Origin of the sequence: Streptoverticillium olivoreticuli subsp. olivoreticuli (genome assembly GCF_003391135.1) — a bacterium.
Classification (GTDB): Bacteria; Actinomycetota; Actinomycetes; order Streptomycetales; family Streptomycetaceae; genus Streptomyces; species Streptomyces blastmyceticus.
The window spans coordinates 4,798,687-4,817,500 of sequence record NZ_CP031455.1 but is presented as its reverse complement, the minus strand read 5'-3'; the positions used below and the strand labels follow the sequence as shown (position 1 = coordinate 4,817,500).

11 protein-coding genes and 5 rRNA genes (1 of these 16 cut by a window edge) are annotated in these 18,814 nt (G+C 64.3%); 13 read left to right on the top strand and 3 right to left on the bottom strand.

The annotated features are described in order from the left end of the window. Positions 1-2,416: ribosomal RNA gene (locus DXZ73_RS21105) — 23S ribosomal RNA — on the top strand; it begins 709 nt to the left of the window's first position. Between the two features lie 73 nt (positions 2,417-2,489). Beyond that, positions 2,490-2,606 (top strand): 5S ribosomal RNA (gene rrf, locus DXZ73_RS21100). A 73-nt stretch (positions 2,607-2,679) separates the two neighbouring features. Here the strand turns inward: rrf (DXZ73_RS21100) and DXZ73_RS21095 are convergent. Then, positions 2,680-3,150, bottom strand: coding sequence for a hypothetical protein (locus DXZ73_RS21095; RefSeq protein WP_162890269.1), 471 nt, complete (start codon positions 3,148-3,150; stop codon positions 2,680-2,682). A gap of 105 nt (positions 3,151-3,255) precedes the next feature. Further along, entirely contained in the window at positions 3,256-4,791 is a 1,536-nt protein-coding gene (locus tag DXZ73_RS21090) for a SulP family inorganic anion transporter (protein ID WP_116212659.1), read from the bottom strand. 355 nt (positions 4,792-5,146) lie between these two features. On the opposite strand from DXZ73_RS21090, the gene proC reads away from it, so the two are divergent. Continuing rightward, a complete protein-coding gene (proC, locus tag DXZ73_RS21085; RefSeq protein ID WP_116212658.1) occupies positions 5,147-5,956 on the top strand; it encodes a pyrroline-5-carboxylate reductase in 810 nt (269 codons plus the stop codon). 61 nt (positions 5,957-6,017) lie between these two features. On the opposite strand, the gene trpS is transcribed toward proC, so the two are convergent. After that, complete coding sequence (trpS, locus tag DXZ73_RS21080) at positions 6,018-7,016, bottom strand: tryptophan--tRNA ligase (protein ID WP_116212657.1); 999 nt, start codon at positions 7,014-7,016, stop codon at positions 6,018-6,020. A gap of 744 nt (positions 7,017-7,760) precedes the next feature. On the opposite strand from trpS, the gene DXZ73_RS21075 reads away from it, so the two are divergent. The 10 genes from DXZ73_RS21075 to DXZ73_RS21030 all read left to right on the top strand — a co-directional run bounded on the left by DXZ73_RS21075 (position 7,761) and on the right by DXZ73_RS21030 (position 18,813). After that, positions 7,761-9,284, top strand: a 16S ribosomal RNA gene (locus DXZ73_RS21075). A gap of 279 nt (positions 9,285-9,563) precedes the next feature. Next, positions 9,564-12,687: ribosomal RNA gene (locus tag DXZ73_RS21070) — 23S ribosomal RNA — on the top strand. A gap of 73 nt (positions 12,688-12,760) precedes the next feature. Continuing rightward, positions 12,761-12,877 (top strand): 5S ribosomal RNA (gene rrf / locus DXZ73_RS21065). The 16S, 23S and 5S rRNA genes sit together here, the layout of an rRNA operon. Before the next feature lie 68 nt (positions 12,878-12,945). Further along, positions 12,946-13,590 carry an HAD family hydrolase gene (locus DXZ73_RS21060; RefSeq protein ID WP_116212656.1) on the top strand — a complete coding sequence of 215 codons (645 nt, stop codon included), beginning with the start codon at positions 12,946-12,948 and terminating at the stop codon, positions 13,588-13,590. Between the two features lie 68 nt (positions 13,591-13,658). Continuing rightward, positions 13,659-14,921: an MFS transporter gene (locus tag DXZ73_RS21055; protein WP_116212655.1), complete on the top strand. Its 1,263-nt coding sequence runs from the start codon at positions 13,659-13,661 to the stop codon at positions 14,919-14,921. Next, positions 14,872-16,041 carry an acetoin utilization protein AcuC gene (locus DXZ73_RS21050; protein WP_116212654.1) on the top strand — a complete coding sequence of 390 codons (1,170 nt, stop codon included), beginning with the start codon at positions 14,872-14,874 and terminating at the stop codon, positions 16,039-16,041. Before DXZ73_RS21055 ends, DXZ73_RS21050 begins: the two co-directional genes overlap by 50 nt. 165 nt (positions 16,042-16,206) lie before the next feature. Next, positions 16,207-17,022: a phosphatase gene (locus DXZ73_RS21045; protein WP_116215747.1), complete on the top strand. Its 816-nt coding sequence runs from the start codon at positions 16,207-16,209 to the stop codon at positions 17,020-17,022. Between the two features lie 128 nt (positions 17,023-17,150). Continuing rightward, on the top strand, positions 17,151-17,360 hold the full coding sequence (locus DXZ73_RS21040) for a helix-turn-helix domain-containing protein (RefSeq protein WP_031145511.1): 210 nt from the start codon (positions 17,151-17,153) through the stop codon (positions 17,358-17,360). A gap of 110 nt (positions 17,361-17,470) precedes the next feature. Continuing rightward, positions 17,471-17,569 carry a 30S ribosomal protein bS22 gene (locus DXZ73_RS21035; protein ID WP_003948845.1) on the top strand — a complete coding sequence of 33 codons (99 nt, stop codon included), beginning with the start codon at positions 17,471-17,473 and terminating at the stop codon, positions 17,567-17,569. 197 nt (positions 17,570-17,766) lie between these two features. Then, positions 17,767-18,813, top strand: coding sequence for an NAD-dependent epimerase/dehydratase family protein (locus tag DXZ73_RS21030; RefSeq protein WP_116212653.1), 1,047 nt, complete (start codon positions 17,767-17,769; stop codon positions 18,811-18,813). Position 18,814: the final 1 nt, after the last annotated feature.

Here is an 18,814-nt window from a genome sequence, read left to right as displayed (position 1 = left end):
TAACCCGTGTGGGGAAGCCGTAGCGAAAGCGAGTCCGAATAGGGCGGTTGAGTAGCGCGCCCAAGACCCGAAGCGGAGTGATCTAGCCATGGGCAGGTTGAAGCGGAGGTAAGACTTCGTGGAGGACCGAACCCACCAGGGTTGAAAACCTGGGGGATGACCTGTGGTTAGGGGTGAAAGGCCAATCAAACTCCGTGATAGCTGGTTCTCCCCGAAATGCATTTAGGTGCAGCGTCGTGTGTTTCTTGCCGGAGGTAGAGCACTGGATAGGCGATGGGCCCTACCGGGTTACTGACCTTAGCCAAACTCCGAATGCCGGTAAGTGAGAGCGCGGCAGTGAGACTGTGGGGGATAAGCTCCATGGTCGAGAGGGAAACAGCCCAGAGCATCGACTAAGGCCCCTAAGCGTACGCTAAGTGGGAAAGGATGTGGAGTCGCAGAGACAACCAGGAGGTTGGCTTAGAAGCAGCCACCCTTGAAAGAGTGCGTAATAGCTCACTGGTCAAGTGATTCCGCGCCGACAATGTAGCGGGGCTCAAGCGTACCGCCGAAGTCGTGTCATTCCAGCATGAAGGGCCAACGCCCGCTGGGATGGGTAGGGGAGCGTCGTGTGCCGGGTGAAGCAGCCGCGGAAGCGAGTTGTGGACGGTTCACGAGTGAGAATGCAGGCATGAGTAGCGATACACACGTGGGAAACGTGTGCGCCGATTGACTAAGGGTTCCTGGGTCAAGCTGATCTGCCCAGGGTAAGTCGGGACCTAAGGCGAGGCCGACAGGCGTAGTCGATGGACAACCGGTTGATATTCCGGTACCCGCTTTGAAACGCCCAATATCGAATCAGGCGATGCTAAGTCCGTGAAGCCGCCCTGGACCCTTCGGGGAAAGGGGAGTGGTGGAGCCGACGAACCAGACTTGTAGTAGGTAAGCGATGGGGTGACGCAGGAAGGTAGTCCAGCCCGGGCGGTGGTAGTCCCGGGGTAAGGGTGTAGGGCGTTGTCCAGGCAAATCCGGACAGCATGAAGCCTGAGACCTGATGCCGAGCCGATTGTGGTGAAGTGGATGATCCTATGCTGTCGAGAAAAGCCTCTAGCGAGTTTCATGGCGGCCCGTACCCTAAACCGACTCAGGTGGTCAGGTAGAGAATACCGAGGCGTTCGGGTGAACTATGGTTAAGGAACTCGGCAAAATGCCCCCGTAACTTCGGGAGAAGGGGGGCCATTTCCGGTGATGGAATTTACTTCCTGAGCTGGGGGTGGCCGCAGAGACCAGCGAGAAGCGACTGTTTACTAAAAACACAGGTCCGTGCGAAGCCGTAAGGCGATGTATACGGACTGACGCCTGCCCGGTGCTGGAACGTTAAGGGGACCGGTTAGCTCCATTTCGGTGGGGCGAAGCTGAGAACTTAAGCGCCAGTAAACGGCGGTGGTAACTATAACCATCCTAAGGTAGCGAAATTCCTTGTCGGGTAAGTTCCGACCTGCACGAATGGCGTAACGACTTCTCGACTGTCTCAACCATAGGCCCGGTGAAATTGCACTACGAGTAAAGATGCTCGTTTCGCGCAGCAGGACGGAAAGACCCCGGGACCTTTACTATAGCTTGATATTGGTGTTCGGTTCGGCTTGTGTAGGATAGGTGGGAGACTGTGAAGCGGGCACGCCAGTGTTCGTGGAGTCGTCGTTGAAATACCACTCTGGTCGTGCTGGATGTCTAACCTGGGTCCGTGATCCGGATCAGGGACAGTGTCTGGTGGGTAGTTTAACTGGGGCGGTTGCCTCCTAAAGAGTAACGGAGGCGCCCAAAGGTTCCCTCAGCCTGGTTGGCAATCAGGTGTTGAGTGTAAGTGCACAAGGGAGCTTGACTGTGAGACCGACGGGTCGAGCAGGGACGAAAGTCGGGACTAGTGATCCGGCGGTGGCTTGTGGAAGCGCCGTCGCTCAACGGATAAAAGGTACCCCGGGGATAACAGGCTGATCTTCCCCAAGAGTCCATATCGACGGGATGGTTTGGCACCTCGATGTCGGCTCGTCGCATCCTGGGGCTGGAGTCGGTCCCAAGGGTTGGGCTGTTCGCCCATTAAAGCGGTACGCGAGCTGGGTTTAGAACGTCGTGAGACAGTTCGGTCCCTATCCGCTGTGCGCGTAGGAATATTGAGAAGGGCTGTCCCTAGTACGAGAGGACCGGGACGGACGAACCTCTGGTGTGCCAGTTGTCCTGCCAAGGGCATGGCTGGTTGGCTACGTTCGGGAGGGATAACCGCTGAAAGCATCTAAGCGGGAAGCCTGCTTCGAGATGAGTATTCCCACCCCCTTTGAGGGGTTAAGGCTCCCAGTAGACGACTGGGTTGATAGGCCAGGTGTGGAAGACCGGTAACGGTTGGAGCTGACTGGTACTAATAGGCCGAGGGCTTGTCCTCAGTTGCTCGCGTCCACTGTGTAGGTTCTGAAGTAACGACCGTGTTGCTATCCGGTTGGTTAATTTCATAGAGTTTCGGTGGTCATAGCGTTAGGGAAACGCCCGGTTACATTCCGAACCCGGAAGCTAAGCCTTTCAGCGCCGATGGTACTGCATGGGGGACCGTGTGGGAGAGTAGGACGCCGCCGAACAATTTTTAAGAAATGCCCTGGTGGGAACTCCGGTTCCTGCCAGGGCATTTCTGCGTTTCCGGACACTTTTCGTTCAGCGGCGGGAAGCGCCGAACGTGCCTATCAGCCCGGTGACGACCGTCACCAGGGCCCCGCGCCACAGCCCGTCCCACATACTGCTGAAGAACGACTCGTCGGTCAGGACCTGTCGCATGACCAGGTCGCTCACCAGCAGGGCGCCGGCGGGGACCACGGCCACCTGCCAGGGGTGGGCGCGGGCCCAGCGACGGATGCGATGCTCCGAGGAGTTGGCGCTCCGGTCGCCGAGCACCCCGCCGATGCCGCCGACCAGGAAGAACAACATCAGCCCCACCGACAGCGCGCCTGCCACCACGGCCAGGCCGAAGTCACCGGTGACCGTGTGGAGGCCGAGGGACACGGCGCTGCCGATGGCGGCGACCGCGCCGGCCGCCCGCCAAGGGCCGAGGGTGGCCGAGGCGACGGCCAACTGCCGTGCCTCGGACGGGGATACGGGATTCCGGCCTGAACCGTGTGAACGCTTCATAGGGCCAAGGGTCCCGCCGCGCCGACACGGCCGCCATGGGTGAAGACCCTGACCCGACCCTGAGCCCGACCCCCACCCGGCGGCTCCGCCCAGGGCCGGGGTCCGTCAGAGAGCCGGCGGCGGGACAGTCGTCACCGCGGCCGTCGGCGCCGCGTTCCGTTCGGACCAGGCCGTCAGCGCCGCCCTGCACGCGTGGTCCATGTGGCGGAGGCCGCTGAGGTCGAGCTCCACGCCGTGACCCGGCCGCGGAAGTTCCTCCAACTCGTCCAACAGCTTTGGCAACTTGAGGAAGTTGGCGTTGCCGAGCACCCTGGCCCGTACGACACCGTCCACTGTGCCCACTGTCTCGACATGGACGTGCGAGGTCTCCCAGGCAGCCTTCGCGACGGCCATCAGGAGCCCGATGATGACGCCCTCGAACAGGTTCGTCACCACGATCGCGCCTGTGGTCACCACCAGCACCACCGCCTCACCGCGATGCTCCCGCCACAGTCGGACGACATCCCGTACGGGAATGAGCTTCCAGCCCGCGTGGATCAGCACGCCCGCCAGCGCGGCGACGGGGATGACCTCCAGTGCCCAGGGCAGCACGGCCGCGAAGACCAGCAGCCACAGTCCGTGCAGCACCCGGGAGACCTTCGTCCGGGCGCCCGCCTGCACATTGGCCGCGCTGCGTACGATCACGGCGGTCATGGGCAGGGCGCCGAGCATCCCGCACACGGTGTTGCCCGCGCCCTGCGCGATCAGCTCCTTGTCGTAGTCGGTCCGCGGTCCGTGGTGCAGCCGGTCGACCGCGGCCGCGCTGAACAGCGACTCCGCGGAGGCGATGAGCGCGAAGGCCAGGACCGTGCCCAGCACTCCGATCTCGCCCAGCCGCGCGAAGTCGTCGCCGTCCGGCGGCTGGACCGCGTCGAGCAGGCCGTTCACCTGGACCCGGGCCACCGGCAGGGACAGCGCGGCCACCGCCGCCGTCGCCAGCGCGACCGCGGCCAGTGGCGCGGGCACCGCCCGCGCACCCTGCCGCCAGCGGGGCCACAGGGCCAGCACCACTGTCGTACCGACGCCCACCGCGACAGCGGACAGCGCGTCCGCCGAGGTCACGGTGCCGGTGATCAGGCCGGGCAGTCCGCCGAGCTTCTCCAGGCCGCCGGCGGGTGGGTGCGTGTCGGTCAGCGCGTACAGCTGTCCGGCGATGAGCACCAGACCGATGCCCGCGAGCATCCCCTGCACCACCGACACGGAGATCGCCCGGAACCACCGCCCCAGACGCAGCAGTCCCATGGCGATCTGGAGTACGCCCGCGGCGAGCACCAGGGCGCCGAGCGCCCCGAGCCCGTAGTCCCGCACGGCCTCGTACACGAGCACGGTCAGCCCGGCGGCGGGCCCGCTGACCTGGAGGCTGCTGCCCGGCAGCAGCCCGGTGAGGAGACCGCCGACCACACCGGTGACGAGCCCCAGCTCGACCGGGACTCCGGAGGCGACGGCGATGCCCACGGAGAGCGGTACGGCGATGAGGAAGACGACGAGGGATGCGGTGAAGTCGGCGCGGAGGTCGGCGAGTTCGACCAGGGGACGAGGGTTTGACCGGAGCTTGGCCCGCAGCAGAATATTCCGGGCATGGCCGAAGGGTATTTTCTCCATGAGGTTGCCTCCAGTGCGCGGTGCGGCGCACAGCGATGCGGATCGTTGCCTGTCGGACGAGAGATCGGGCAGCGGAAGACGTCGAGGTGGGGGCAGGCCGGACGGTAGAGGGTGACGGAGCGTGCCGTGGACACCCGCGGTCATTCTGTCCAAGGGGAGCTGTTCGTTGGACAGTTGGCGTGTTACCGCGATGTAAACGTGGAATCGGCCACCAGGAATATGCGGTCCCGTTCACTCCGGCGTGAGCCCTCGTGGTCCGCCGGGTTCCACACGCCGCCTCATGGAGTGCGCGCCGGGTGCGAAGATGGCTCGGCACGCCCCCTGAACTCAAGCGCAGAAGAGGTGAGCGAGCCCCGTGGCCCAGAAAGTCGCCGTCCTCGGCACAGGAAAGATCGGCGAGGCACTCCTCAGCGGCATGATCCGCGCCGGCTGGTCGGCCGACGACCTGCTGGTCACGGCCCGCCGCCCCGAGCGGGCCGAGGCACTCCACGCCCGCTACGGCGTCGACACCGTCACCAACGTCGAGGCCGCCAAGTCCGCCGACACCCTCATCCTCGCCGTGAAGCCGCAGGACATGGCCGCGCTCCTCGACGAGCTCGCCCCCCATCTGCCTGCCGACAGGCTGGTGATCAGCGCGGCGGCCGGCATCCCCACGGCCTTCTTCGAGGAGAGGCTGCCGGCGGGCGTCCCCGTCGTACGCGTCATGCCCAACACCCCCGTCCTCGTGGACGAGGGCATGTCCGTCATCTCCGCGGGCACCCACGCCACGGAGGACCACCTCCTCCGCACCGAGGCGATCTTCAAGCCGGTCGGCAAGACGCTCCGGGTGCCGGAGTCCCAGCAGGACGCGGCCACCGCCCTCTCCGGCTCCGGCCCCGCGTACTTCTACTTCCTCGTCGAGGCGATGACCGACGCCGGCATCCTCCTCGGCCTCCCCCGGGACAAGGCCCACGACCTCATCGTCCAGGCGGCCATCGGCGCGGCCGTCATGCTGCGCGACAGCGGCGAACACCCGGTCAAGCTCCGCGAGGCCGTCACCTCGCCCGCGGGTACGACGATCAGCGCGATCCGGGAGCTGGAGCGCCACGGCGTACGGGCCGCCCTGATCGCCGCACTCGAAGCGGCTCGCGACCGCAGCAGGGAACTGGCCTCCGGGCAGGCCTGACGGTTCGAGCGGAACGGCCTCGGAGAATCCCTTTCGATCTCCGAGGCCGTTCTTCGTGTATTCAGGCGGGTGGCATCAGACCGATCGCCGCGTACGCCGCGTCGACGGTCGGCCGGGCCACCTGCCGGGCCCGCTCGGCCCCGGCACGGAGAACCGCGTCCACATATCCCGGGTCGGCGCACAATTCCGCGTGCCGTTCCCGCACCGGCCGCAGCAGTTCCAGCACGGCATCGGCGGTGTCCCGTTTGAGAGCGCCGTACGAGTCGTATCGCTCGGCCAGGTCCGCGGGCTTTCCGCCGGTGCACGAAGCGAGGATCTCCAGGAGATTCGCGACCCCGGGCTGCGACTCCCGGTCGTATACGACCGAGCTGCCGCTGTCGGTCACCGCACGCATGATCTTCTTGCGGACGACGTCCGCCTCGTCGAGCAGATAGACGATGCCGCCCGTCTCCGCGTGCGACTTCCCCATCTTCGTGGTGGGGTCCTGGAGGTCCATGACCCGGGCGGCCACCGCCGGGAGTACGGCCTTCGGCACGGTGAAGGTGTGCCCGTACCGGTGGTTGAACCGCACCGCCAGATCCCGGGTGAGTTCCACGTGCTGGGCCTGGTCGTCGCCCACCGGCACCTCGTCGGCCGAATAGGCGAGGATGTCGGCCGCCATCAGCACCGGATACGTCAGCAGCGAGAGCCGCACGCTCCCGCCCGACGCCTGCTCGCGCGCCGACTTCTCCTTGTACTGGATCATCCGGCGCATCTCGCCGTCGGACGCCGTGCACTCCAGTAGATAGGAGAGCCGGGTGTGCTCGTCCACATGGCTCTGCACGAACATCGTGCAGCGGGCCGGCTCCAGCCCCGCGGCGAGGAGAAGGGTCGCGGCCTGTCGGCTGAGCCTCCGGACCCTGGCGGGATCGTGGTCGACGGTCAGGGCGTGCAGGTCCACGACGCAGAAGAGCGCGTCGGCCTTGTGCTGGTCCGTCTCGACCCACTGGCGTACGGCCCCGAGATAGTTGCCCAGGGTGAGATGGCCGGTGGGCTTGATGCCGCTGAAGATCCGTGTCATGGGGTCTTGCCTCCCTTGGAGAGGGACCACCGCCACGGACAGCAAAAAGGCCGCCGAGGCGGCGGCCGTTGGATGCATGCGCAGGAGTAGGGCCGCCGGTCAGGCGGCCCACCACTGCCGAGTGCTGCGGCACGCATGCTGAGTCATGCGCCGACCGTACGCCTGTGAAACCCCCTTGCGCCACGGGTTTGATGCGTCCTACGGGCTCGTGTAGAGTTCTTCGAGTTGCCACGGCGTCCGCGAGGACGGCGAGGCGGCCACTCACGCCACACCGGCGGCAATCTCTACTGCATGATCCCTGAACGGGATGGATTTCGGCGTGCCGAATTCCGGACCGGGTTCCGATTAGGAGCCGCCGGGGAAATACGCTAAAGTAGTGATCACGCCGGAAGGCGCGAGAAACCCCGCTCCAACAGGGGGCCGGAAACGGAATTCGGACCGGAAACGGACCGAGAAACGGATCTGGTAAGGTTGGAAACACGAAATACCGAAGGGAAGCGCCCGGAGGAAAGCCCGAGAGGGTGAGTACAAAGGAAGCGTCCGTTCCTTGAGAACTCAACAGCGTGCCAAAAGTCAACGCCAGACTATAAAATACCCCGTCCCTGGCCTTCTGGTCGGGACGCGGTTCCTTTGAAAAAGTCCTTCCTTAGGGAAGGCACACAGCGAGGACGCTGTGCACGGCCGGGCTTATTCCGCCTGGCTGTGCCGCTCAACGCGAGTGTCGCACCCGATTACGGGTAAACATTCACGGAGAGTTTGATCCTGGCTCAGGACGAACGCTGGCGGCGTGCTTAACACATGCAAGTCGAACGATGAAGCCTTTCGGGGTGGATTAGTGGCGAACGGGTGAGTAACACGTGGGCAATCTGCCCTGCACTCTGGGACAAGCCCTGGAAACGGGGTCTAATACCGGATAATACCTGCCGAGGCATCTCGGTGGGTTGAAAGCTCCGGCGGTGCAGGATGAGCCCGCGGCCTATCAGCTTGTTGGTGGGGTGATGGCCTACCAAGGCGACGACGGGTAGCCGGCCTGAGAGGGCGACCGGCCACACTGGGACTGAGACACGGCCCAGACTCCTACGGGAGGCAGCAGTGGGGAATATTGCACAATGGGCGAAAGCCTGATGCAGCGACGCCGCGTGAGGGATGACGGCCTTCGGGTTGTAAACCTCTTTCAGCAGGGAAGAAGCGCAAGTGACGGTACCTGCAGAAGAAGCGCCGGCTAACTACGTGCCAGCAGCCGCGGTAATACGTAGGGCGCAAGCGTTGTCCGGAATTATTGGGCGTAAAGAGCTCGTAGGCGGCTTGTTGCGTCGGATGTGAAAGCCCGGGGCTTAACCCCGGGTCTGCATTCGATACGGGCAGGCTAGAGTTCGGTAGGGGAGATCGGAATTCCTGGTGTAGCGGTGAAATGCGCAGATATCAGGAGGAACACCGGTGGCGAAGGCGGATCTCTGGGCCGATACTGACGCTGAGGAGCGAAAGCGTGGGGAGCGAACAGGATTAGATACCCTGGTAGTCCACGCCGTAAACGTTGGGAACTAGGTGTGGGCGACATTCCACGTCGTCCGTGCCGCAGCTAACGCATTAAGTTCCCCGCCTGGGGAGTACGGCCGCAAGGCTAAAACTCAAAGGAATTGACGGGGGCCCGCACAAGCAGCGGAGCATGTGGCTTAATTCGACGCAACGCGAAGAACCTTACCAAGGCTTGACATACACCGGAAACGGCCAGAGATGGTCGCCCCCTTGTGGTCGGTGTACAGGTGGTGCATGGCTGTCGTCAGCTCGTGTCGTGAGATGTTGGGTTAAGTCCCGCAACGAGCGCAACCCTTGTTCTGTGTTGCCAGCATGCCCTTCGGGGTGATGGGGACTCACAGGAGACTGCCGGGGTCAACTCGGAGGAAGGTGGGGACGACGTCAAGTCATCATGCCCCTTATGTCTTGGGCTGCACACGTGCTACAATGGCCGGTACAATGAGCTGCGATACCGCGAGGTGGAGCGAATCTCAAAAAGCCGGTCTCAGTTCGGATTGGGGTCTGCAACTCGACCCCATGAAGTTGGAGTTGCTAGTAATCGCAGATCAGCATTGCTGCGGTGAATACGTTCCCGGGCCTTGTACACACCGCCCGTCACGTCACGAAAGTCGGTAACACCCGAAGCCGGTGGCCCAACCCTTGTGGAGGGAGCCGTCGAAGGTGGGACTGGCGATTGGGACGAAGTCGTAACAAGGTAGCCGTACCGGAAGGTGCGGCTGGATCACCTCCTTTCTAAGGAGCATATGGCCGACTGCGAGCGAATGACTCGCACGGTTGCTCATGGGTGGAACGTTGACTATTCGGCACGGTCGGTTGGTGAGTGTTAGTACTGCTTCGGCGTGGAACACACTTTGTCAACTGGTCGGGCCGGGCACGCTGTTGGGTATCTGAGGGTACGGAACTTAGGTTTCGGATCTTCGCGATGCCGGCCCCGGTGAACTCCACTGCAAGGTGGGGGTGATGGGTGGCTGGTCGTTGCTTGAGAACTGCACAGTGGACGCGAGCATCTGTGGCCAAGTTTTTAAGGGCGCACGGTGGATGCCTTGGCACCAGGAACCGATGAAGGACGTGGGAGGCCGCGATAGGCCCCGGGGAGCTGTCAACCGAGCTTTGATCCGGGGGTGTCCGAATGGGGAAACCCGGCAGTCGTCATGGGCTGTCACCCGCTGCTGAACACATAGGCAGTGTGGAGGGAACGCGGGGAAGTGAAACATCTCAGTACCCGCAGGAAGAGAAAACAACCGTGATTCCGGGAGTAGTGGCGAGCGAAACCGGATGAGGCCAAACCGTATGTGTGTGATACCCGGCAGGGGTTGCGCATGCGGGGTTGTGGGATCTCTTTTTCATGGTCTGCCGGCCATGAGACGAGTCAGAAACCGTATGGATAGGCGAAGGACATGCGAAAGGTCCGGCGTAGAGGGTAAGACCCCCGTAGCTGAAATCTGTACGGCTCGTTTAAGAGACACCCAAGTAGCACGGGGCCCGAGAAATCCCGTGTGAATCTGGCGGGACCACCCGTTAAGCCTAAATATTCCCTGGTGACCGATAGCGGATAGTACCGTGAGGGAATGGTGAAAAGTACCGCGGGAGCGGAGTGAAATAGTACCTGAAACCGTGTGCCTACAAGCCGTGGGAGCGTCGCTGTATGTGCTTGCACATGCAGTCGTGACTGCGTGCCTTTTGAAGAATGAGCCTGCGAGTTTGCGGTGTGTTGCGAGGTTAACCCGTGTGGGGAAGCCGTAGCGAAAGCGAGTCCGAATAGGGCGGTTGAGTAGCGCGCCCAAGACCCGAAGCGGAGTGATCTAGCCATGGGCAGGTTGAAGCGGAGGTAAGACTTCGTGGAGGACCGAACCCACCAGGGTTGAAAACCTGGGGGATGACCTGTGGTTAGGGGTGAAAGGCCAATCAAACTCCGTGATAGCTGGTTCTCCCCGAAATGCATTTAGGTGCAGCGTCGTGTGTTTCTTGCCGGAGGTAGAGCACTGGATAGGCGATGGGCCCTACCGGGTTACTGACCTTAGCCAAACTCCGAATGCCGGTAAGTGAGAGCGCGGCAGTGAGACTGTGGGGGATAAGCTCCATGGTCGAGAGGGAAACAGCCCAGAGCATCGACTAAGGCCCCTAAGCGTACGCTAAGTGGGAAAGGATGTGGAGTCGCAGAGACAACCAGGAGGTTGGCTTAGAAGCAGCCACCCTTGAAAGAGTGCGTAATAGCTCACTGGTCAAGTGATTCCGCGCCGACAATGTAGCGGGGCTCAAGCGTACCGCCGAAGTCGTGTCATTCCAGCATGAAGGGCCAACGCCCGCTGGGATGGGTAGGGGAGCGTCGTGTGCCGGGTGAAGCAGCCGCGGAAGCGAGTTGTGGACGGTTCACGAGTGAGAATGCAGGCATGAGTAGCGATACACACGTGGGAAACGTGTGCGCCGATTGACTAAGGGTTCCTGGGTCAAGCTGATCTGCCCAGGGTAAGTCGGGACCTAAGGCGAGGCCGACAGGCGTAGTCGATGGACAACCGGTTGATATTCCGGTACCCGCTTTGAAACGCCCAATATCGAATCAGGCGATGCTAAGTCCGTGAAGCCGCCCTGGACCCTTCGGGGAAAGGGGAGTGGTGGAGCCGACGAACCAGACTTGTAGTAGGTAAGCGATGGGGTGACGCAGGAAGGTAGTCCAGCCCGGGCGGTGGTAGTCCCGGGGTAAGGGTGTAGGGCGTTGTCCAGGCAAATCCGGACAGCATGAAGCCTGAGACCTGATGCCGAGCCGATTGTGGTGAAGTGGATGATCCTATGCTGTCGAGAAAAGCCTCTAGCGAGTTTCATGGCGGCCCGTACCCTAAACCGACTCAGGTGGTCAGGTAGAGAATACCGAGGCGTTCGGGTGAACTATGGTTAAGGAACTCGGCAAAATGCCCCCGTAACTTCGGGAGAAGGGGGGCCATTTCCGGTGATGGAATTTACTTCCTGAGCTGGGGGTGGCCGCAGAGACCAGCGAGAAGCGACTGTTTACTAAAAACACAGGTCCGTGCGAAGCCGTAAGGCGATGTATACGGACTGACGCCTGCCCGGTGCTGGAACGTTAAGGGGACCGGTTAGCTCCATTTCGGTGGGGCGAAGCTGAGAACTTAAGCGCCAGTAAACGGCGGTGGTAACTATAACCATCCTAAGGTAGCGAAATTCCTTGTCGGGTAAGTTCCGACCTGCACGAATGGCGTAACGACTTCTCGACTGTCTCAACCATAGGCCCGGTGAAATTGCACTACGAGTAAAGATGCTCGTTTCGCGCAGCAGGACGGAAAGACCCCGGGACCTTTACTATAGCTTGATATTGGTGTTCGGTTCGGCTTGTGTAGGATAGGTGGGAGACTGTGAAGCGGGCACGCCAGTGTTCGTGGAGTCGTCGTTGAAATACCACTCTGGTCGTGCTGGATGTCTAACCTGGGTCCGTGATCCGGATCAGGGACAGTGTCTGGTGGGTAGTTTAACTGGGGCGGTTGCCTCCTAAAGAGTAACGGAGGCGCCCAAAGGTTCCCTCAGCCTGGTTGGCAATCAGGTGTTGAGTGTAAGTGCACAAGGGAGCTTGACTGTGAGACCGACGGGTCGAGCAGGGACGAAAGTCGGGACTAGTGATCCGGCGGTGGCTTGTGGAAGCGCCGTCGCTCAACGGATAAAAGGTACCCCGGGGATAACAGGCTGATCTTCCCCAAGAGTCCATATCGACGGGATGGTTTGGCACCTCGATGTCGGCTCGTCGCATCCTGGGGCTGGAGTCGGTCCCAAGGGTTGGGCTGTTCGCCCATTAAAGCGGTACGCGAGCTGGGTTTAGAACGTCGTGAGACAGTTCGGTCCCTATCCGCTGTGCGCGTAGGAATATTGAGAAGGGCTGTCCCTAGTACGAGAGGACCGGGACGGACGAACCTCTGGTGTGCCAGTTGTCCTGCCAAGGGCATGGCTGGTTGGCTACGTTCGGGAGGGATAACCGCTGAAAGCATCTAAGCGGGAAGCCTGCTTCGAGATGAGTATTCCCACCCCCTTGAGGGGTTAAGGCTCCCAGTAGACGACTGGGTTGATAGGCCAGGTGTGGAAGACCGGTAACGGTTGGAGCTGACTGGTACTAATAGGCCGAGGGCTTGTCCTCAGTTGCTCGCGTCCACTGTGTAGGTTCTGAAGTAACGACCGTGTTGCTATCCGGTTGGTTAACTTCATAGAGTTTCGGTGGTCATAGCGTTAGGGAAACGCCCGGTTACATTCCGAACCCGGAAGCTAAGCCTTTCAGCGCCGATGGTACTGCATGGGGGACCGTGTGGGAGAGTAGGACGCCGCCGAACAATTTTTAGCCTCAGGCCCTGGGTCATAGACCCGGGGCCTGAGGCATTTTTGCGTTTAAGGTGACGTCATGCGCTATGACCTCGTCATCTTCGACAACGACGGCGTACTCGTCGACAGCGAGCCGATCGCGAACCGGATCCTCGCCGCGTACCTCACCGAGCTGGGGCACACCACCAGCTATGAGGACTCCCTGCGCGACTACATGGGCGCCGCCGTCCATCGCGTCCACGACCTCGTACTGGAGCGGACCGGGCAGCAGCTGCCGGCCGAATTCGACGACACGCTGCACGCCCGCACCTTCGAGGCCTTCGAGCGGGAGCTCCAGCCGATAAAGGGTGCGGTGGAGCTGCTGGAGCAGCTGGTCGCCGAGGGCGTGTCGTACTGCGTCGCGTCGTCCGGTTCGCACGAACGGATTCGCGTCGGGCACCGGCGCACTGGGCTGGACGAGTGGTTCGAGGACGAGTGGATCTTCAGCTCGGACGATGTCGGCAAGGGAAAGCCGGCGCCGGACCTCTTTCTCCACGCAGCCCGCTCCATGGGCGTCGAGCCGGGCCGGTGCGTGGTGATCGAGGACAGCCCGCGGGGTGTCCAGGCCGCGGTCGCCGCGGGAATGGATGTGTACGCGCTGACCTCCCTCACGCCGAAAGACCGGCTGACCGGGGCGACCGGGCGGTTCGAAAGCCTCATGGAGCTACCGCAGCTCCTCGCGTGAAACCGGGGCGCGGCGAATCGTGTGAGCGAGCTACCCAGGGGTAGCCCCGCGCCGTACTCTCATCGGCCATGACGGATGTGCGCTCGCGGCTGAGACACGGCCGGCTGTCCCTGGCGGTCAGCTTCTTCATCCAGGGCGCGGTCTTCGCTCTCCTGGTGACCCGAATACCGGCGATCCAGACCCGATATGGGATATCCGACGGGCTGCTGCCCGTCTTCCTCGCCGCTGTGCCGGTCCTCGCCGGAATGGGGAGCATCGGCACCGAGCGCCTGGTGGTGAGAGTGCGGCCCGGGGTCGTACTCCGCTGGGTGCAGCCCGTGGTCGGCCTCGCTCTGCTCGCGGCAGGCTCGGGCCACGCGTTATGGCAAGTCGCTCTTGCCCTCGGAGTGTTCGGGCTGTCGGTCGGCGGGCTCGACGCCTCGATGAACATGCTCGGGGTGAGCCTTCAGCACGCGTACGGGCGCAGCATCATGCTCGGCTTTCACGCCGCGTACAGCCTCGGAGGCATTGTCGGGGCGACGCTCGCCTGGGTGGGCGCGCACGAGGGGCTTTCACTGGCCGTGCTCTACGGGCCGGTGGTTGCCATGGCGGTGCCGACGGCCCTTGTCGCGAGCCGCTGGTACGCGGACCGGGAGGGCCCGCGCGTTCCGGTCCTCGGCGACGACCGGCTTTCCGGCCGGATCGAGGGGAGCGCCTCCGACCGCGGCATGCGTTTTCTGCTGCCGCTGTGTCTCGTGATGGCGTTCGCCTATATAGGGGACTCCACCGTCTCCAATTGGAGTGCCAAATACCTCCAGGACGTCCTGCACGGTTCCGATCAGGTCTCGACCGTCCCGTACAACGCCTATATGGCGACGACCCTGCTCGGCCGTGCTGTCGGTGATCTCGGCGTGCGGCGTTTCGGGCCTGTGCGGGTGGTGCGGGCGGGGACGCTTGTCGCCGTGTGCGGATTCGGGGTGGTGGCGACGGCGCCCGGGGCGTGGGTCGGGACGGCCGGCTTCACGCTGCTGGGGCTGGGTTTGAGTGTGATCGTTCCGCAGACGTTCGCCGCGGCCGGGAGGAATGCCGAGGAAAGGCTGGGCACCGGGGCGTCCGACAGGGCCGTCGCCCGGCTCAATATCTTTAACTATGTGGGTTTTCTGGTGGGTTCGCCCCTCGTCGGTGCGCTCGGCGAGGTGTGGAGCTATCGGTGGGCCATGGTCGTGCCCATGATTCTGGTGCTTGCTACTTTCCGGTACGCCCCTTCATTCGGCCCCTCGGCAGCCCGCTACGGTGGCGGGCATGAGCGGCCGAGCACAGCTGATGTGGGACGAGGCGGTAACGGGCTATGACTTCGGCCCCGGGCACCCGATGGATCCGGTGCGGCTCGCGCTGACCATGCGCCTGGTCGAGGCGTACGGCCTCGATCGCGAGCTCCGGGTCGTCGCCGCGCCTCCGGCGGGGGAGTCGACGCTGCGGCTGGTCCACCGCGAGGACTACGTCGCGGCCGTGCGGGCGGCGTCGGCCGATCCGGCCTCGGCCGACGGCTCGTACGGGCTGGGCACGGCCGACGACCCGGCGTTCGCGGGGATGCACGAGGCGTCGGCGCTGATCGCGGGCCAGTCGGTGGCCGCGGCGGAGGCGGTCTGGCGCGGGGAGGCGCTGCACGCGGTGAACTTCGCGGGCGGCCTGCACCATGCGATGCCGGGGGCGGCCGCGGGTTTCTGCGTGTACAACGACGCCGCCCTCGCCGTGGCCCGGCTGCTGGAGCTCGGGGCCGAACGGGTCGTGTACGTGGATGTCGACGTGCACCACGGCGACGGGGTGCAGGCGGCGTTCTGGGAGGACCCCCGGGTACTGACGATCTCGCTGCACGAGGATCCCCGCACGCTCTTCCCGCAGACCGGCTGGCCCGGGGAGACGGGGGCCGCCCGGGCGGAGGGCGGCGCGGTGAACGTGGCGCTGCCGGCCGGGACGGGGGACGCGGGGTGGCTGCGGGCCTTCCACGCGGTCGTCCCGCAGCTCGTGGCGGCCTTCCGGCCGCAGGTGCTGGTGACGCAGCACGGGGCGGACACCCACTTCGAGGACCCGCTGGCGCACCTGGCGGTGTCGCTGGACGCGCAGCGGGCGGTGGCGGAGGCGTGCCACGAGCTGGCGCACGCGCACGCGGAGGGGCGGTGGGTGGCCCTGGGCGGCGGGGGCTACGCGGTGGTGGACGTGGTGCCGCGGAGCTGGGCGCATCTGGTGGGCATCGCGGCGGGCCGGCCGGTGGAGCCCGTGTCCGCCGTGCCGGAGGAGTGGCGGGGGGAGGTCTTCCGGCTCACGCGGCAGTCGGGGCCGTCGCGGATGACGGACGGGGTGGTGCCGTCCTGGCGGGACTTCGACTCCGGGTACGACCCCGGGGACCGGGTGGATCAGGCGATTCTGGCTACGCGGCGAGCGGTTTTTCCGGCGCATGGGCTGTTGCCGTAGGGGGTGCGTTGCCGCCTGCGGCGGGAGCTCCCCCAGCTACCGCTGGGAGGTGCCCCCACGGGCTGGATTTCGCGTACCCGGGCCATGAGCACCGCCCGTTACGCCAAGCGTGGGATCCCGTGCCGAAAGGGCGCGGTGTCCTCCGGGGTGCGGCAGCATCGGGGTGTGTTGAGTGCTCGTACCTTGCGTGCGCATTTGCTGGCCGCCCGGCTGGCCGGGACCGTGGCCACGACGCGGGAGCGGAGTCTGGGCCGGTATCGGATGTTCGTGGCCCGGGACCCGCGGGCACTGATCGGCCTTGAGCCCGAACGCGACTGGCCTTTGGGGGACTTGTTACAACTGATGGGTCGAAGGTGTGGAGTTTCGGCCGATCCTGATCACGCGTCAGGACAGGACGTGATCGACCCCGACCGTACGATCGCGGCACTCGATGCCTTCGCCGACCGGCTCGCGACCGTGGCCGCGGCCGGCGCTCCGGTGCTGTTCGGCACCGGTCACCCCCATCGACTCCTGGGCTTCTACGCCGGGTTGGCCGCGGCGCTCTCGGCGGCTGGGTGCAGTGTTCTCACCCCGGCGCAGGGTCGAAGTGTCGACATAACGACCCGGTTCGGGGTACGCACTTACAACCTTGACTACGTTCGAGGAGTCGCGATGGTGCGTGAACCCGGCGCACGGAGGGGCGCAAGTGAGCCGGGCGCACATACGCATTCCCCGCTCCCGCTTCGGCTGGCGCTGGCCTCGGCGATGGACGCAGGAGAACCGCTGCCTGCCCTGGTCGTCGGGGACCACGGCTGGGTCTGCGGGGCAGGTCAGCTGGGCATTGAGGCCATCGGCCTGGCGGACTCGGACGACCCCGCGCCATTCGTCGGAGAGGCCGAGGGGCGGGTGTCCGTCGTCGTTCCGCTTGATGACACTGTGCGGTCTGATTACTACCGACCGCTTACTCGCTATGTACTCAATCGAGCGTGTCTGTCACAGTAGGCGGCCGATGGCTGCTCCTCTTCCCCACTCGCATCACCCGCCCCTAACCTGGGGAGTGAGCGCGCAGCGACGAGGAGTCACCGGAGGGGAAGCCGGTGCGCGTCATGTGCGGAAGGTTCAGGTGTGTCATGGCTGCTGGCGAGAGGCCTCTCAACGAGGTCGTGTTCCTGACCGTGGCGGAAGTCGCCTCGGTGATGCGAGTGTCCAAGATGACCGTGTACCGCTTGGTGCACAGCGGTCATCTGCCGGCGATCCGGGTGGGAAGGTCGTTCCGGGTCCCAGAGCAAGCGGTGCACGAGTACCTCCGAGAGTCCTACGTGGGGGTGGAAACAGCCTGACGGGGACCTCGGATTACGTTGTTCGCCCGGTGCCGGGTAGGCTGGCCCGATGTAGGTCGTGTGGGCTCGGACGCCCCGCACCGAGTGAATCGATGTAAGCGAGGGTAGTCGTGGGCTCTGTTATCAAGAAGCGGCGCAAGCGGATGGCCAAGAAGAAGCACCGCAAGCTTCTCAAGCGCACGCGTGTTCAGCGTCGCAACAAGAAGTAAGCAGCGCCGCTGTGCTCGTCCCGCAGCCCTTCCACCGCTCAGCGGTGGGAGGGCTGCGGTGCGTTGCGGTGAGTAAATCTTTCGCTACGGCTTGAAATGTAGCTCCGCGCATCGGCTGGTCATCACAGCGCAACAACGACCCGCTACGGTGGCCGCGACAGCACCACTGGCAAGGGGCGGGAAGGAAGGCGCTGATCTTGGGCAAGGTCGTGCTCGTCACCGGAGTCGCACGGCAGCTGGGGGGCCGGTTCGTCCGCCGCATCCTGCGCGAGCCCGATGTGGACCGTGTCATCGGGGTGGACGCGGTGACCCCCGAGCGCGGTCTCGGTGGGGCCGATTTCGTACGGGCGGACATCCGCCATCCCGCGATCGCCAAGGTTCTGGCCGAACAGGGCGTCGACACCGTCGTCCACATGGATGTGAACGGCACCCCTCTGGGCAAGCGCGGCAGCCGGGCCACGGTCAAGGAGACCAACGTCATCGGCACCATGCAGCTGCTCGGTGCCTGCCAGAAGACGCCCTCCGTGAAGCGGCTCGTGGTCAAGTCCAGCACGAATGTCTACGGTTCCGCGCCACGCGACCCCGCGATCTTCACCGAGACCACCCCGCCCAAGTCCCTGCCGAGCGGTGGCTTCGCCAAGGACGTCGTCGAGGTCGAGGGGTACGTCCGGGCCTTCGCCCGCCGCCGCCCCGATGTGGCCGTGTGCGTCCTGCGCTTCGCCAACATCCTCGGGCCCCAGGCCGATTCGCCGCTCGCGGAGTACTTCTCCCTGCCCGTCCTGCCGACCGTCCTCGGCTTCGACCCCAGGCTTCAGTTCGTCCACGAGAAGGACGTGATCGAGGTGCTGCTGATCGCCGCGGGGGAGCCCCGCCGGTCCACCTTCAACAGCGGCACCTTCAACATCGCGGGTGACGGCGTGCTGCTGCTGTCCCAGGCCGCCAGGCGCCTCGGGCGCCCCACCCTCCCCTTCTTCCTGCCGACCGTCACCTGGGTCGGCTCCGCGCTGCGCTCGGTCGGCGTGACGGACTTCTCCCCCGAACAGATCCGGCTGCTCACCCATGGGCGCGTCGTCGGCACCACCGAGATGCGCGAGAGACTGGGTTTCGAACCCCGCTACACGACCGCCGGGGCCTTCGCGGACTACGCGAGCAGCCGCGGCCCCGGGCTGCTGCCGCCTGACACCCTCGCCCGTACCGTCGACCGGATCGCCGCGGCCCTGCCTGCCGGCCACGGCCAGAACTGAG

Excerpts from the sequence above, each read along its gene's own strand:
- DXZ73_RS21095 (WP_162890269.1), bottom strand. The coding sequence starts at position 3,150 with ATGAAGCGTTCACACGGTTCAGGCCGGAATCCCGTATCCCCGTCCGAG.
- DXZ73_RS21090 (WP_116212659.1), bottom strand. The coding sequence starts at position 4,791 with ATGGAGAAAATACCCTTCGGCCATGCCCGGAATATTCTGCTGCGGGCC.
- trpS (WP_116212657.1), bottom strand. The coding sequence starts at position 7,016 with ATGACACGGATCTTCAGCGGCATCAAGCCCACCGGCCATCTCACCCTG.
- DXZ73_RS21060 (WP_116212656.1), top strand. The coding sequence starts at position 12,946 with ATGCGCTATGACCTCGTCATCTTCGACAACGACGGCGTACTCGTCGAC.
- DXZ73_RS21055 (WP_116212655.1), top strand. The coding sequence starts at position 13,659 with ATGACGGATGTGCGCTCGCGGCTGAGACACGGCCGGCTGTCCCTGGCG.
- DXZ73_RS21050 (WP_116212654.1), top strand. The coding sequence starts at position 14,872 with ATGAGCGGCCGAGCACAGCTGATGTGGGACGAGGCGGTAACGGGCTAT.
- DXZ73_RS21040 (WP_031145511.1), top strand. The coding sequence starts at position 17,151 with ATGGCTGCTGGCGAGAGGCCTCTCAACGAGGTCGTGTTCCTGACCGTG.